Origin of the sequence: Halalkalibacter wakoensis JCM 9140, assembly GCF_000513095.1 — a bacterium.
Taxonomy (GTDB): domain Bacteria; phylum Bacillota; class Bacilli; order Bacillales; family Bacillaceae_D; genus Halalkalibacter; species Halalkalibacter wakoensis.
The window spans coordinates 18,766-33,215 of record NZ_BAUT01000003.1 but is presented as its reverse complement, the minus strand read 5'-3'; the positions used below and the strand labels follow the sequence as shown (position 1 = coordinate 33,215).

Annotated in this window: 16 protein-coding genes and 1 pseudogene; all 17 read right to left on the bottom strand. The window is 39.2% G+C overall.

What is annotated here, in order from left to right; genetic code table 11:
* Positions 1-2: 2 nt before the first annotated feature.
* A pseudogene (gene dxs, locus JCM9140_RS02435) lies at positions 3-1,890 on the bottom strand (1-deoxy-D-xylulose-5-phosphate synthase).
* A gap of 10 nt (positions 1,891-1,900) precedes the next feature.
* The gene (locus JCM9140_RS02430) at positions 1,901-2,509 is read right to left on the bottom strand and encodes a hypothetical protein (protein WP_034741887.1); all 609 of its coding nucleotides are present in this window, start codon (positions 2,507-2,509) and stop codon (positions 1,901-1,903) included.
* A 695-nt stretch (positions 2,510-3,204) separates the two neighbouring features.
* A complete protein-coding gene (locus tag JCM9140_RS02425) occupies positions 3,205-4,095 on the bottom strand; it encodes a polyprenyl synthetase family protein (protein ID WP_034741885.1) in 891 nt (296 codons plus the stop codon).
* A 2-nt stretch (positions 4,096-4,097) separates the two neighbouring features.
* Positions 4,098-4,331 (bottom strand): exodeoxyribonuclease VII small subunit, encoded by a 234-nt coding sequence (locus JCM9140_RS02420; RefSeq protein WP_034741882.1) that lies wholly within the window; start codon positions 4,329-4,331, stop codon positions 4,098-4,100.
* 14 nt (positions 4,332-4,345) lie between these two features.
* Positions 4,346-5,692: an exodeoxyribonuclease VII large subunit gene (gene xseA / locus JCM9140_RS02415; protein ID WP_034741879.1), complete on the bottom strand. Its 1,347-nt coding sequence runs from the start codon at positions 5,690-5,692 to the stop codon at positions 4,346-4,348.
* 8 nt (positions 5,693-5,700) lie between these two features.
* Positions 5,701-6,546, bottom strand: a complete 846-nt coding sequence (gene folD / locus JCM9140_RS02410; RefSeq protein WP_034741876.1) for a bifunctional methylenetetrahydrofolate dehydrogenase/methenyltetrahydrofolate cyclohydrolase FolD — start codon at positions 6,544-6,546, stop codon at positions 5,701-5,703.
* 27 nt (positions 6,547-6,573) lie between these two features.
* On the bottom strand, positions 6,574-6,969 hold the full coding sequence (gene nusB, locus JCM9140_RS02405) for a transcription antitermination factor NusB (protein ID WP_034741873.1): 396 nt from the start codon (positions 6,967-6,969) through the stop codon (positions 6,574-6,576).
* Between the two features lie 421 nt (positions 6,970-7,390).
* Positions 7,391-7,792, bottom strand: a complete 402-nt coding sequence (locus tag JCM9140_RS02400; RefSeq protein ID WP_034741870.1) for an Asp23/Gls24 family envelope stress response protein — start codon at positions 7,790-7,792, stop codon at positions 7,391-7,393.
* Between the two features lie 103 nt (positions 7,793-7,895).
* Positions 7,896-9,254, bottom strand: coding sequence for an acetyl-CoA carboxylase biotin carboxylase subunit (gene accC, locus JCM9140_RS02395; protein WP_034741868.1), 1,359 nt, complete (start codon positions 9,252-9,254; stop codon positions 7,896-7,898).
* A 15-nt stretch (positions 9,255-9,269) separates the two neighbouring features.
* A complete protein-coding gene (gene accB, locus JCM9140_RS02390; RefSeq protein ID WP_034741866.1) occupies positions 9,270-9,761 on the bottom strand; it encodes an acetyl-CoA carboxylase biotin carboxyl carrier protein in 492 nt (163 codons plus the stop codon).
* A gap of 174 nt (positions 9,762-9,935) precedes the next feature.
* The gene (locus JCM9140_RS02385) at positions 9,936-10,295 is read right to left on the bottom strand and encodes a hypothetical protein (RefSeq protein WP_034741863.1); all 360 of its coding nucleotides are present in this window, start codon (positions 10,293-10,295) and stop codon (positions 9,936-9,938) included.
* A 147-nt stretch (positions 10,296-10,442) separates the two neighbouring features.
* Entirely contained in the window at positions 10,443-11,063 is a 621-nt protein-coding gene (locus JCM9140_RS02380; RefSeq protein ID WP_034741859.1) for a SpoIIIAH-like family protein, read from the bottom strand.
* Positions 11,063-11,734 (bottom strand): stage III sporulation protein AG, encoded by a 672-nt coding sequence (gene spoIIIAG, locus JCM9140_RS02375; RefSeq protein ID WP_034741856.1) that lies wholly within the window; start codon positions 11,732-11,734, stop codon positions 11,063-11,065. The genes JCM9140_RS02380 and spoIIIAG overlap by 1 nt, the downstream gene beginning before the upstream one ends.
* Positions 11,731-12,393 (bottom strand): stage III sporulation protein AF, encoded by a 663-nt coding sequence (gene spoIIIAF / locus JCM9140_RS02370; RefSeq protein ID WP_034741853.1) that lies wholly within the window; start codon positions 12,391-12,393, stop codon positions 11,731-11,733. The genes spoIIIAG and spoIIIAF overlap by 4 nt, the downstream gene beginning before the upstream one ends.
* A 235-nt stretch (positions 12,394-12,628) precedes the next feature.
* Positions 12,629-13,825, bottom strand: a complete 1,197-nt coding sequence (gene spoIIIAE, locus JCM9140_RS02365; protein WP_034741851.1) for a stage III sporulation protein AE — start codon at positions 13,823-13,825, stop codon at positions 12,629-12,631.
* A 12-nt stretch (positions 13,826-13,837) separates the two neighbouring features.
* The gene (gene spoIIIAD, locus JCM9140_RS02360) at positions 13,838-14,227 is read right to left on the bottom strand and encodes a stage III sporulation protein AD (protein WP_081727534.1); all 390 of its coding nucleotides are present in this window, start codon (positions 14,225-14,227) and stop codon (positions 13,838-13,840) included.
* A 13-nt stretch (positions 14,228-14,240) separates the two neighbouring features.
* On the bottom strand, positions 14,241-14,447 hold the full coding sequence (gene spoIIIAC / locus JCM9140_RS02355) for a stage III sporulation protein AC (protein WP_034630453.1): 207 nt from the start codon (positions 14,445-14,447) through the stop codon (positions 14,241-14,243).
* Between the last annotated feature and the right edge of the window lie 3 nt (positions 14,448-14,450).

Sequence of the window (14,450 nt, the reverse complement as noted above, 5' to 3'; positions counted from 1 at the left end):
TGTTACGCCCTTTGCTTTTTTTTCGGTAGCATTGTTAACATTTGATCAGCAACGTTTGCCGAAGTAAGACCAATTTCCTCTAACAGTTGGGATACACTACCATGCTCAATAAATTCATCTGGTATTCCCATTCTCTTCACTTCAACATTGTGATAACCATTGTCATGGAAAAACTCTAAAACAGCACTACCAAAACCAGCTTGGAGGGCTGCTTCCTCTAGGGTTAAAACAGGGATTTTCTGCTGTGCTAAATCGTGTAACAATTCGTCATCTAATGGTTTAGCTGAGTTTGCATTGACTACTTTCACAGACAGACCTTGCTTGGTTAAGGCGCTTAATGCCTCTTCTGCTACTGGAATCATTGTACCAAAAGTTAAAATACAGGCATCTGTACCCTCATGTAGGGTTTCCCATTTGCCAATTGGTAGTTGCTTTAATTCCTCATCCATTTTGATTCCATATCCATTTCCACGTGGATAACGAACAGCAATCGGACCATCATCATACTTCGCAGCTGTATATAGCATATGTTGAAGTTCATTTTCGTCTTTTGGCATTAATATTTTCATGTTTGGCAAGTGACGCAAATAAGCGATGTCGAACACCCCTTGATGTGTCTCACCATCTGCACCAACTAATCCTGCACGGTCAATGGCAAAAAGTACATTCAAGTTTTGTCTACAAATATCATGAACAATTTGGTCATAGCCTCGTTGCAGGAATGTTGAATACACGGCAAAAACAGGCTTCATACCTTGAGTTGCCAAGCCTCCTGCCATCGTAGTTGCATGCTGTTCTGCAATACCTACATCAAACATTCTCTCAGGAAACTCTTTTGCAAATACATCGAGTTTTGTTCCTCCTGGCATAGCTGCGGTTAAGGCCACAATACGCTTGTCTTCACGAGCAATTTTCTTCAATGTTTCAGCAAAAACACCACTATAACTTGGTGGACCAGGCTTTTTCACCACTTCACCTGATTCAATTTTGTATGGTCCTAGCCCGTGCCATGTTCCTTTCGCATCGTTCTCAGCTGGTTCATAGCCTTTACCTTTTTTCGTTAAAACATGGATTAAAACAGGGCCTTTGGTTTTCTTTGCGTATTTTAAGTTTTCCGCTAAATCATCAAGGTCATGTCCATCTACAGGTCCTAAATAAGTAAAGCCAAGCTCTTCAAAAAAGATTCCAGATACCAACAAGTATTTCAAGCTATCTTTCACACGTTCTGCTGTGGAAGCCAACTTCCCGCCAAATGCAGGAATCTTTTTAATAAGCTGCTCTAGCTCCTCTTTTGCTTTGTGATATTTCCCAGCAGTTCGTAAGCGACCCAACACGTTATGAAGGGCACCTACATTCGGAGCAATCGACATTTCATTGTCATTTAAAATCACAATTAAATCCGTTTGTTCATGTCCAATGTGATTTAAAGCCTCTAGTGCCATTCCACCCGTTAGCCCCATCACCAATAATCGCAACAACATTTTCATCCGTTCCTTTTAAATCTCTCGCAGTTGCCATGCCCATTGCAGCAGATAAAGAGGTAGAGCTATGCCCTGTTTCCCAAACATCGTGCTCACTTTCATTTCGTTTAGGAAACCCACATAATCCTTTATATTGACGTAATTGATCAAATTGACCCGCACGCCCTGTTAGGATTTTATGAACATAAGCTTGATGTCCTACGTCCCAAATAAACTTATCTTTTGGGCTATCAAATAAATGATGAAGAGCTAACGTTAATTCAACAACACCCAAGTTTGGACCTAAGTGGCCACCAGTTACTGATAATTTCTCTATAAGAAAATCTCTTATATCTTCTGCTAATTCTTCGAGTTGTTGTTTTGAATAATTTTTAAGGTCGCTTGGGTCTTTAAATTCCTCTAGTTTCATAAAGGAACCCTCACTTTCGAGTCAGTTTTTCTTTTTTCTTACTTTTTCCATTGGCTGAAAATACTCTTATTTTCAGTTTCACCTCTAAAAAATATAATAATCTACCGACTTGATAGATAATTGGAGTTGCATAATGAATCGCCAGTGTTTTCCCCACTGCTTTACCGCCTACTGTTAGAGCAGCCACGATACTTGTAAAAAGAATCGAAATCGCAAATTGTTGAACAGACGTGTCTCCATATCCTAATTGAATGGACAGTTGCAATACAACGTAAGCAGAAGCTGTCCCACTAATAATACCAGAAATATCACCAATTACATCGTTACAGAAATTTGCGAATTTATCAGCATTTCTCGTAATTAGAACAGCATGTTTGGCACCATGTAAGCGCTCTGACGCCATAGCATGAAAGGGCTTTTCATCAGCAGCTGTTGCGGCTACACCTATTGTATCAAAGAAAACACCTAAAAACACAATGATAAGGACAATTACCATTCCGATTGCCCACGTTACTCCACTTAAAATAAAAGTAGAAATAACTGAAAAAATAGCCGCTAGCACAAGCGTGATAACGGCGATTCCTAAGCTCCAATGTATTGATTTCTGAAGAGGTTTCATAGTTATTTATCGATCACCTTTTAAAAAAGTTCTATGTAAATGAAGAGTGGTCATTTAAAGAGTAAACTCTGTAGCTTAGGTCCAGTAGGATTTCCCAATTCAGCTCCACAGCGTCGCCGCAGTGGCGGTTTCCCTTTATACTGAATTTGACGTTGTCACCAATCGTCAGACTGGATTACCACTTAGTCTACACTGCAATCCTCTTTAAATGTCAAAATGAACAGTCTAGGAGATTTCCTCAGCAATTCCTTGCCATTCTTTTATCCTCTTTTGCAGAGTAGATTTCATATGGGTAAAAGTCAGATCGTGTTGGCCGACACGAATTTGACCTCATTTCCATAATCCCCTCTAGCTCCACTCAAGGCAGGCTACGCTGCAGACAAGCTCCCTAGCTTGCCGTTGCAGGTTCATACCCTTTATCCTAGTGATCATACTCCTGTATGGACTGGATAAAAGGCCTCCACAGTAGGAGGGTCAACGCCCACATGCCTTTGCGGATCGCCCTACTACCTTTTCTCCCAGTTAAGACCCAAGGCTGGGCGCCTCAAGCCAAAACAAGGAGCTTCATCGATGTGCCCTTTGGCGGATTTTTAGCCCCGCCTTCAAGAATGGAGAACTGACTAGAATACTGCACCACTCATTTGTCACGCTATTATAGCATGAGCTTTATGTTAGCTCAATGGAAATGCTTAGAATTAATGATCACGCTCTGCTACATAATTCGTTAAAGTTAAGAGTAACCCATGATTCATCTTTACTTTATATAAATATTCCTTAGCATTAGACATATGCTCATTTAATTTCTTTTTTGCCCCTTCTAAGCCTAAGAGATTCGGATATGTACTTTTATTATTGCCATCGTCGCTACCAATTGGTTTTCCGATTAAATCTTGATCGCCTTCGACATCAAGAATATCATCTTTAATTTGAAACATTAAACCTAGTTCTTTGGCAAACATACGTAAATTAGCAATATCATCTTTAGACGCCCCAGCTATAATAGCACCTGAGACAATCGCAGCTGTTAAAAGATCGCCTGTCTTATGTTGGTGAATGTACACAAGCTCATCAAGTGAAAGAGACCTGTTTTCTCCTTCAATATCAGCTACTTGTCCACCAACCATCCCTTCTGGTCCAGCTGCTTTTGAAATTTCTTGTACTAATAACAGTTTCTGTTCTGTTGAGATGTCCTCTCTATCTAATTGAGTGATGAGTTCAAAGCTATACGTCAGCAGGGCATCACCAGCCAATATCGCTAGCGCTTCTCCATACACCTTATGATTCGTTGGCTTGCCACGTCTCATATCATCATCGTCCATGGCTGGTAAATCATCATGAATGAGTGAATAGGTGTGAATCATTTCAATGGCACAAGCTACATCTAACCCAGATTCCATTGGCTTTCCAAAGCTTTGAATGGTTCCTAATAATAAGGCTGGACGAATTCTTTTCCCTCCAGCATTTAAAGAGTAGATCATTGCTTCAACTAATGTTTCAGGAATAGATAAATTCTCGAATACTTGTGGCAAGCGTTTTTCAACTTGCTCCTTTGTTTCAGTTAGAAATGACGTAAGCTCTGCATTCACGGTTATTCATCCTCCTGAAAATTCAACAGCTCCAATTCTCCATCTTCATGAAGGATTTGATCCATTTGTTTTTCCACTTTTTCTAGCTTCTCATGGCATTGTTTTGACAACGCCATTCCTTCCTGAAACATGGAAATGGCTTTTTCAAGTGGAACATCTCCTTGCTCCAAACGTTCAACGACAGTTTCTAATTCTTTCATCGCTTCCTCAAAACTGAGTTCCGTTTTTTCTGCCAATTCAAATCTCCTCCTTACCCATTATCTGTTTTTTCTACCACGCAATGAACATTTCCATCTTTTAACCTTATATCTACCTTGCTTCCAACCTGAACCTGCTTAGTCGATTTGATTAAAGAGTCTGTATTCTGATCATAAATTAAGCTATATCCTCGATCCATTAATCGCAATGGGCTTAGAAGATGTAACTCACTTATTGATTTCTCAAACGGTATTCTTTTGCTTTTTACTTGCTCTTTCATAGCCTTAATTAATGCTGTTTGCAGCTGCTTCGTTTCCTCAGTAGCTTTTTGAACTCGTACTTGTGGATGCAACATTTGCAATGTTTTATCAATATGCTTTAATTGTTTGGCCGGCTCTGTTACTGTTTGCAAAATGCCTCGCTTCAATCGATCGAGAAAACCATCTAACTGTTGTTCTTTTTGTTGGATCAATTGTTCAGGATAACGAAATGCATAAGAACGTTTAAGACGCTCTAATTTTGCCGATTCAGCTGCAACGTGATCCTTCATTAGTTTCTTTAAACGAACCTTCAACATCGATAGAGACCTGCGAACTTCTTGTTGATCAGGGACTGCTAATTCAGCTGCTCCTGTAGGGGTAGGCGCGCGAAGATCTGCAACAAAATCACTAATTGTGAAGTCCGTCTCATGCCCGACAGCTGAGATAATCGGAACATGTGCATCTGAAATTGCTCGTACAACTTCTTCATCATTAAAGGCCCAAAGCTCTTCAATCGAGCCACCTCCACGTCCAACAATTAAACAATCAAAACATCCTGCTAAGTCTGCTTGCTTGATCGCTCGCGTAATAGAGCTTGGTGCCTGTTCTCCTTGAACTAAAACAGGAAGAAGCGTAACTTGAGCCATTGGATATCTTCGTTTTAACGTAATAATAATGTCTCGAATGGCAGCACCTGTGGGTGATGTAATGACAGCAATTCGAGCTGGAAATGAAGGAATCGCCTTTTTACGTTCAGGTGCAAAAAGTCCTTCTTCTTCTAATTGCGCCTTTAATTTCTCATAAGCGAGATAAAGACTGCCTAACCCATCTGGTTGCATTTCTTTTGCATAGAATTGATACTGTCCATATGGCTCGTACACATTGACTTCACCGCGTATGAGAACCTTCATCCCATTTTCAGGTTTAAATTTCAGATAGCGATTATGTCCTGCAAACATAACGGCTTGCATTCTTGATTGGTCATCTTTAACCGTAAAATACAAATGCCCACGACTATGCATCTTGACGTTTGAAAGCTCTCCTCTTATCCAAACACTTTGAAGCATCACATCTTCTTCCATTAGTGATTTTATATAACGGGTCACTTCAGAAATCGTTAATACATTTTTAGTCGCCATGAATACCTCTATGAACGCTTTCTTGCTGATTGAACTGTATTTTCTAGTAACATCGTTATTGTCATTGGTCCGACTCCACCTGGTACTGGCGTAATATAGGAAGCTTTTTCTTTTACTCCCTCAAAGTCGACATCACCAACTAGCTTTCCGTTCACTCGATTAATCCCTACATCGACAACGACAGCCCCATCTTTTACGTCTTCAGAAGAAATAAACTCTGGTTTACCAATCGCCACAATGAGGATATCAGCCAGGTTTGTCATTTCACGTAAATTTTTCGTTCTTGAATGTGTATATGTAACCGTTGCATGCTCATTTAATAATAGCTGACCAACTGGCTTACCTACAATATTGCTTCGACCAACCACAACCACATGTTTACCTACAAGATCAATCTCAGCTTCTTTCAACATTTCAACAACGCCATATGGTGTACATGGAAGAAACGTATCTTCACCTATCATCATCTTTCCAACACTAATAGGGTGGAATCCATCCACATCTTTCTCAGGTGAGATTCTTTCAATAACAGCTTGTTCAGAAATGTGATCTGGAATTGGTAATTGAACAAGTATTCCATCAATGGAAGAGTCCTCATTTAAACGGTCAATTTCTGCTAATAACTCCTCTTCCGTAATTGAGTTGGATTTTTCGATAAGAACAGAATGAATTCCAGCTTGTTCACATGCCTTTTGCTTTGCTCTTACATATGTTTGAGAAGCAGGATCTTCACCAACTAAGATAACAGCTAATCCTGGGACAATCTGTTTGGTTGCTAATTCTTCAACATCTTTTTTTAACTGCTCTCTTTTTTTTGCTGCTAATTCTTTTCCATTTAATAATAAGGCTGTCATTGCTACAATCCGCTCCTTTAATTTTATCTATTTGTGTAAGTCTTCCATTGCTTTTGATAATACACCATTTACAAACTTTCCAGACTCTTCCCCACCGAACGCTTTTGCTAATTCAATTCCTTCATTAAATGAAACATTTACAGGGATATCCTCGATATGCTTCATTTCATAGAGGGTCATCCTTACAATAGCACGATCAACAAGACCCATACGATCAAGTGTCCAACCTTGAAGACTTGCTGAAATAAGTGGATCAATGGTCGATTTATGTTCGAGGGTTCCATGAACGAGATCAAGCATAAACGAACTTGGAGTCTCCCCTTCATCCATTACACTTTCTATGGCGATATTTGCATCACTTTCTGTTAGATCTATTTGGTAGAGCGCTTGTGCAGCTCTAAGTCTAGCTACTCTTCGATTCATTCGTTAAACTCCTTCAATTCAGTTAATATGTTGATAATAGCATAACACGTAAACGGAAAACAGAACAATTTCGACTGAAATGTTCATAAACCTTCGTTTTTCTTTTTGTCAGTTTTATCTTTAGCTCTTTTCGCATACCTAGTTGTTTGTTATGAGTAACGTGTTCGTCATATGTTCGTTCCATTACGCTTCAGCCACTCGCACCCGCAAGGAGGTGCCGAGCCTGTGGGGTCTCCCGCAGGAGTCGAGTGGGTTCCGCTCCATTTCACTATGAGAAAAACCTATCTGTACAACAGCACTCTTTACGAAAACAGCCTTATCTTTTCTTCAGATTTTATTATTATAGCCAAAAAGAAACCAATTCAAAAAGAAAAAAGGTGACCACCTGAGTCGTTAGACATTTGGGTCACCTTTTTCTTATTTAAACTTCTTCTTGCTCAATAGGATCTGCTGATTCAAATTGAACACCAACAACGTGAACATTTATTGCTTGCAGCTCAATGGCAGTCATCGTTTGCAAAGCTTGTTTAATATTTGATTGAATTAAACTTGCAACTTCTGGAACAGCAACGCCATATGAAATGACTACTGATACATCAACGGTAATTCCGTCTTCATCTAACTCCACTTTAACACCTTTACCGTGATTTTTTCTACCTAATTTTTCGGCTACTCCTGTAGCAAAGTTGCCTCGCATCGTCGCAACTCCATCAACCTCTGATGCAGCAATACCAGCTATCACTTCTATCACTTCTGGAGAAATCTCTACTTTTCCTAACTCTGACTTTTGTTCCTCAAGTTCGAGAATATGATTTTCATTCATTTTTGTTTCCCTCCTATTACTTGAAGTTTTTTCAGGCTAATTCCCAGCAACATTTTTACGAAAACAGCCTTCTTATCAAACAACGGGTCTTCCATTTACTCCACTATAACTTAACTGACATCACATCGTAATGCTCTAGGAACTTCGTATTAAAATCACCAGAAATAAAGGTTTCGTGGTTCAATAGACGAAGGTGGAACGGGATGGTTGTATCTACCCCTTCTACTTCAAACTCTTCCAATGCTCTTTTCATTTTCGCAATGGCTTCTTCACGAGTAGCTCCGTGTGTAATGACTTTCGCAACCATTGAGTCATAAAAAGGGGAGATCGTATAGCCAGGGTATACGGCTGAATCAACACGAACCCCTAATCCACCGGGTGCTAAATAATTTGTTATTTTACCTGGGGATGGCATAAAATTCTTAGCTGGATTTTCAGCGTTAATTCTACATTCAATTGACCATCCTTGAAATGTAACATCATCTTGTGAAAGTGATAGAGTTTCGCCGCTAGCTACCCGTAGTTGCTCTTTTATAAGATCAACTCCAGTAACCATTTCTGTAACAGGATGCTCAACTTGAATACGGGTATTCATTTCCATAAAATAAAATCGATCTTGATGGTGATCATAAATAAATTCAACTGTACCCGCACCTGAATAGGAGACAGCTTTTGCTGCATTGACCGCCGCTTCCCCCATCGCCGTGCGAGTTTCTTCTGTTATTGCCGGTGAAGGTGTTTCTTCTAAAAGTTTTTGTAAACGACGCTGAATGCTACAGTCTCTCTCACCCAGGTGAATCACATTTCCATGATTATCTGCTAAAACTTGTATTTCAACATGTCTAAAGTCTTCAATATACTTTTCTATATATACACCAGGATTACCAAAAGCTGTAGCCGCTTCCTGCTGCGTAATGTTCATGCCTTTTTTCAACTCATCAGGTGTTCGTGCAACGCGGATCCCTTTTCCTCCACCACCAGCTGTAGCTTTAATAATAACAGGATACCCAATTTCCTCAGCTACTTTTAAACCAGCATCTGTATTTTCGACGATCCCACTTGAGCCTGGCACGATTGGAACACCAGCTTGTGCCATTGTCTTTCTCGCCACATCTTTAGTTCCCATTTGATTAATAGCTGACGGGCTTGGCCCAATAAACGTAATATTACAAGCAGCACAAATTTCAGCAAAATCAGCATTTTCAGCTAAAAATCCGTATCCTGGATGGATCGCATCTACTTCTGTTAATGTAGCTGCGCTCATAATATTTGTGATATTTAAATAGCTTTTGTTCGAAGCTGTTGGACCAATACAAATCGCTTCATCAGCTAACCTAACATGTAATGAGTCTTTATCAGCTTCAGAGTAAACAGCTACCGTTTCAATATCCATTTCTCTACAAGCACGGATAATCCGTACTGCAATTTCCCCACGATTTGCAATTAAGACCTTTTTTATCATAATATCTCTCCTATGTTAAACAAGCTCAACAACAAATAATGGTTGTCCGTATTCAACAAGTTCTCCGTTTTCAGCAAGAACCTCTACAATCTTGCCTTTTACTTCTGCTTCAATTTCATTCATAAGCTTCATTGCCTCAACAATACAAACAACAGATTCTGCATTAACCTGATCACCTAATGTAACGTATGGAGCTGAATCAGGAGATGGAGCAGCATAAAACGTTCCAACCATTGGTGATGTAATTGTATGTATGTTAGCTGCAACCGTCTTCTGCTCTTGCTGGGCTTCTTTTTGTGGCGCTTCAGTCACTACTTCTGTAACACTTGGTGCAGCTGTTACTTGCGGAGCCTCTTTTGTTACTTCAACAATCTTCTCAACTGCGTTTACAGGTGCTTGTTGCTTTTTTAGTACAAGTTTTGTTCCTTCTTGCTCAAATTTCAGCTCATCCAAATTTGACTGGTCTAATGCTTTGATTAATTCTTTCAATTCTTGAACTTTTAACATGTCATGCACTCCCTCTCGTAACCCTTTTATCTCAAAAACATATAAGAGATATCTAAAAAACAATAACATAATAACAGTTTCGACAAGACGTTAAAAAACCCTTTAAGTTAGGATTCTACTAAATGAAAAGGGGGTAATCAGATTGATTCAACTCATCAACCTGATCTATGAGATTTATTCCCCTGCTTCTTCCGTTACTTCCGGTTTTACTAGCGACTCTTTTTTATATTGACGAAAAACAGGAAATTCTGATAAGTTCTCAGGAATTTTACCATTTTCCAATAAGATAATTTTTACAATATTTTTATTGCGTGCCATATGGAATTTATCTCCATATTCATTTTCTTGTGTATAACGTTTAAGGTTTTGATAATCTTCCTCTTGAATCGATATTGCGTATGTATCTTCTTCTCCTTCTTCAGGAACCTGTTCGAATCCAATTTCAAATTCAACAATTTGAATATGATCATTTTTAATATTTCGTGTTTGTTCCAAAACGGCTTTTGCGCCTTCTGTTAAATCATTCCATTCCATTGCAATCGCTCCTTTTTTCTTACTTTGCGTATTATATCATAGACGAATATATCGAAGCCATTGCTCTATGAAAAATTATGCTGAATAAATGGAATGTTTAACATGAAATAGATAGAAAGCCACCAATTTGGTGGCTTTCATATCCTCTTATTTTGTTGCTTGATGAGCAACAGTAACAGTGTTATTTGATCCAAGGTGATCATATGTCATACTTAAGATTTCGTTTGCTTGCTCACGAGATAGCTCCTCTGTTTGAACAATAACGCGTACTTGATCGTCTTCAGCCATAACAAGTGCGTCTTCAAAACCTTTCGCCATGATTAATGTTTCTAATTGACTCTCTTTTTGAGCTAAACGTTGTAATTCAATGCTCTTATCATGTGCTTCTGATTTTAATTCAGCAGACACGTCAGATGAAGCAACGATTTGTGTGTACTCTTCTGCCATGCGGTCACGTGATGCTTGTAATTCCATGCGAATCGTTGCAAATGCTTCATTCGTAGAGATGCTAGAAATTACTCCTGATTCAGTTTCTTCTAGTCCTTCTTCAGCCTCTGCTTCTTCTAGCTCTTCAGCAATGTTCACAACAACTTCATTCGCATCGCCTTCAGCCAATTCTTCTAAATTCATTTCCGTTTCTTCTTGTATTTCATCAAACGCTACCTCTTCTCCCGGTACAGGGCCAGGCGATTGTACATAATAAACAGATAACACAATAATTAAACTCAACATCGTTAATAACCATACTGTTTGCTTTTTTAAGACCATTATAAGTCCTCCTTTGTTTTCTTAGGCATTACTGACACTCTATGACTTGGTACATCTAGTACACGACTTACTGATTCTACAACCCAACTTTTCACTTGGGCATTTTCAACCCCTTTTGCCACAATCAATACCCCTCTAACAGTTGGCTTCTCTTGTTCAATAAGGATTGGTTCTTCTTTATCACCGTTTCTCCTAATAACAAGCTGCTCATCACGAGTAATATCTTCTACATTTCTCGTGCCGCCTTCTCGATCAGTCTCATCGGTTTTTTGTTGCTTTTCATTCGTGTTTCGTTCATACACATTGCGTTCCGTATTAGCTAAATTAATCATTACGGAAACATCAGAGATTCCAACAATTTGTTCAAGTGCTTCTTTTAACTGGTTTTCATAGAGTCTTTCGTAGTCTTGCATCGTGCTAGGTTCAGCTGATGATGTCTCTCTCCCAAAAGCTGGTTCAGCGTCAGCCTCTTCCTCTTCACTAAAGACGGGTAAGGATTGTTCTTCGTCTCCTGCTGGATTGGTCAGAAGGTTGCCCGTGATCATGAGCGCTACACCTATACAACCTAAAAGCAAGATATAATGAAGAGGTAATCGTTTCTTTTTTCCACCTTCTGGCTTTTTAAATAGGTTTTGTAGCCATTGTTGATCCTTCTGTTCGTCGCGATTCATTGTGCTTGTTTCCCCCCTTCCCAAGCTAGTAAAATCTTATCTTTTGGGATCTGCCAATTTTGAGATAGCAATGTTTGAACAGGTTGTAAGTCAAAAGCTGTTTCCTCCATCTCCTGTCTCTGTTGTCCTCGTGATGTCGTATCAATTCGAACAACTTGCACAGGAGATATTTCGCTAGACTCATTTTCTTCCTCAACTTCCTCGTTGTCACTTATTGTTTGTACAAATACATGGATGGCAGTGATTTGTTCTTCATCAATTGCTTGATTAATATCACCTTCCAAATCAATTTCTACCTCTTTAATGACTAGAGAATGCTGATCCTTTAACTCTCCTGCTACTTGTCTCTCCAATTGGACAGCCACCTGTTCTAAGGTATATGCACGTACACCCGACTCTATATCTCTTTTTTGCAAATTTATTGAATCATTTACTAATCTTTCTGTTTGTTCCGTTTCACCCGCTAATGAAAACAGCCATTCATCAACATCTTCGGTGAAGATCGATAATAAAGGTTGAAGCATAACAACAAGTAAAAGTAAGCCTACGACCATTTTGACGTAACGTTGCATATTCGAATTGGGTAGCATTAGTTCTAAAATGGTCGCTAATAAAATTAATAGAATGATATTCGTCAGCCATTCCGTCAAAAATCCCAAAGTAGCTCCTCCTCTCTAATTTTAACGATAAAAGCCTGCTTGCAGCGGCGGCTCCGCTCATTGCGACGATTTAAGGAAAAAAGGGAAAATCGCCTTTTTTCCTAGTGGGTTTGCAATGGCTCCACTCACCGTGCGCTTTTTGAGAAGTTCACTCAAAAAGCTTAAAACATTACGGCGGCTCCGCTCATTGCGACGATTTAAGGAAAAAAGGGAAAATCGCCTTTTTTCCTTAAATCTATCTAATCATCACCGACATGTTTCCTGCGGCTACCATGATGGTGATGGCTAGGAAGAACATGAGGCAGACGACGGCCATTGCCGCGAAAACAAAGATGACAGCTTTTCCGATAATTGATAAACATTCAATTATTGGTCCGCCTCCTAAAGGCTGAAGGATCGCTGCTGATAGATTGAAAATGATGGCTAGTGAGAGAACCTTTAAAGCTGGAAATGCGCATAACATTAACAAAATACCGAGTCCTGCAATCCCAATTGTATTTTTCAATAAAAGCGATGCACTTAAAACCGTATCTGCTGCGTCGGTAAACATTCTTCCGATGACTGGGACTAAGTTTCCTGCGATAAACTTTGCTGTTCTAACCGTAATCCCATCAGCTACAGCTGTTGCTGCTCCTTGTACAGAAATAACCCCTAAAAAAATCGTTAAAAAAACGCCTAATGCTCCAATGGCTAAATTTCTAAGAAAGTTAGCCAGCTTTGTTACTTTGTAGTGATCGGTTAATGTACTGACAATACTTAAAACTGTAGATAAAAATAAGAGCGGCAATACCACGTGCTGAATCAATAATCCACTCGTATTTACTAAAAAAATGATAAGTGGGTGAAACAAAGCAGCCGAAGTTATGTTTCCAATCGCTGCCATCATAGCTAACAACAATGGCAACATAGCGATCATAAAATGAACCATGCTACTAATGGCTTCCTGTGCATACGTAATCGCTACATGAAAACTGTTCAATGCAATTAGCATCAAAACCATGTACGTAATGGCATACGCTACTTTGCTAACCGTCTGCTGTTCAAATGCATTTTGTAATGATTGCAAGATCATACAAAATACAGTTAGTAGAATAAGGGATCCTAATAGTTTCCCATTCACTAACAGCTCATGTAGTAAAAACTTAAGAAGTCCAATTCCCCATTCTTTCATCGAGAATTGTTTATCGCCTCTTACAAATTCCATAAAAGTCCCTTTTTGACTTTCAGGAAGAAACCCTCCGTACTCGGTTGATATCTCTTCCCAGTACATTCTCACTTCATCAAGTTGCAGTTGTTCCATTTGTTGTTCAACAAACCCTTGCTCGTCCAACGGTTCAGTTTCAGCTAAGCTGACAGGTGCAAATAGTAATAAGACGGTAAGTACAATGAGTCCTTGGATGATGAACCGTATATTCACGCTTGTCCCTCCCATCTTTCTCTCTCGTTAATTCGGTAAAAGAGAAAGAACCATTTCAATCACAGCTGTTAAAATTGGTATAGCCATAACCAAAATTAATATTTTTCCAGAAAGTTCAATTTTTGAAGCAATAGCAGCTTGTCCTGCATCCTTTGCAATTTGTGATCCGAATTCTGCTATATAAGCAATTCCTATGATCTTTAAAATCGTTTGCAAGTACATCATGTTCATGTTTGCCTGTTCAGCAATTCCTTGGAGCATGTCAATAATTTTGACAATTTCATCTATTAAAAATAGAAAGATCAAAATTCCGACAAAAACCGTTAACATGAATGCAAACAAAGGTTTTTGTTCTTTTACAACGAGGGCTAGGAAGGTTGCGATAAGTCCTAACCCGACAATTTGGATAATATCAATCGCAACTCACCCCCTACCCTTGAAACAGGAAGACTCCTTTAATTTTTTGGAACAGATCATCAACAATTGTTGCTACCATGTAAAGTACGACGACAAATCCAATAAGGGTTACCCAATGAGCCCAATCTTCCTTCCCCATTTGCTTCAAAACGGTGTGAATCATCGCAACCACAATTCCAATTCCTGCTATTTGAAAAATGGTGTTAACATCATACACCACAAC

Excerpts from the sequence above, each read along its gene's own strand:
- JCM9140_RS02430 (WP_034741887.1), bottom strand. The coding sequence starts at position 2,509 with ATGAAACCTCTTCAGAAATCAATACATTGGAGCTTAGGAATCGCCGTT.
- xseA (WP_034741879.1), bottom strand. The coding sequence starts at position 5,692 with ATGGCGACTAAAAATGTATTAACGATTTCTGAAGTGACCCGTTATATA.
- folD (WP_034741876.1), bottom strand. The coding sequence starts at position 6,546 with ATGACAGCCTTATTATTAAATGGAAAAGAATTAGCAGCAAAAAAAAGA.
- nusB (WP_034741873.1), bottom strand. The coding sequence starts at position 6,969 with ATGAATCGAAGAGTAGCTAGACTTAGAGCTGCACAAGCGCTCTACCAA.
- JCM9140_RS02400 (WP_034741870.1), bottom strand. The coding sequence starts at position 7,792 with ATGAATGAAAATCATATTCTCGAACTTGAGGAACAAAAGTCAGAGTTA.
- accC (WP_034741868.1), bottom strand. The coding sequence starts at position 9,254 with ATGATAAAAAAGGTCTTAATTGCAAATCGTGGGGAAATTGCAGTACGG.
- accB (WP_034741866.1), bottom strand. The coding sequence starts at position 9,761 with ATGTTAAAAGTTCAAGAATTGAAAGAATTAATCAAAGCATTAGACCAG.
- JCM9140_RS02385 (WP_034741863.1), bottom strand. The coding sequence starts at position 10,295 with ATGGAATGGAATGATTTAACAGAAGGCGCAAAAGCCGTTTTGGAACAA.
- JCM9140_RS02380 (WP_034741859.1), bottom strand. The coding sequence starts at position 11,063 with ATGGTCTTAAAAAAGCAAACAGTATGGTTATTAACGATGTTGAGTTTA.
- spoIIIAG (WP_034741856.1), bottom strand. The coding sequence starts at position 11,734 with ATGAATCGCGACGAACAGAAGGATCAACAATGGCTACAAAACCTATTT.
- spoIIIAE (WP_034741851.1), bottom strand. The coding sequence starts at position 13,825 with ATGGGAGGGACAAGCGTGAATATACGGTTCATCATCCAAGGACTCATT.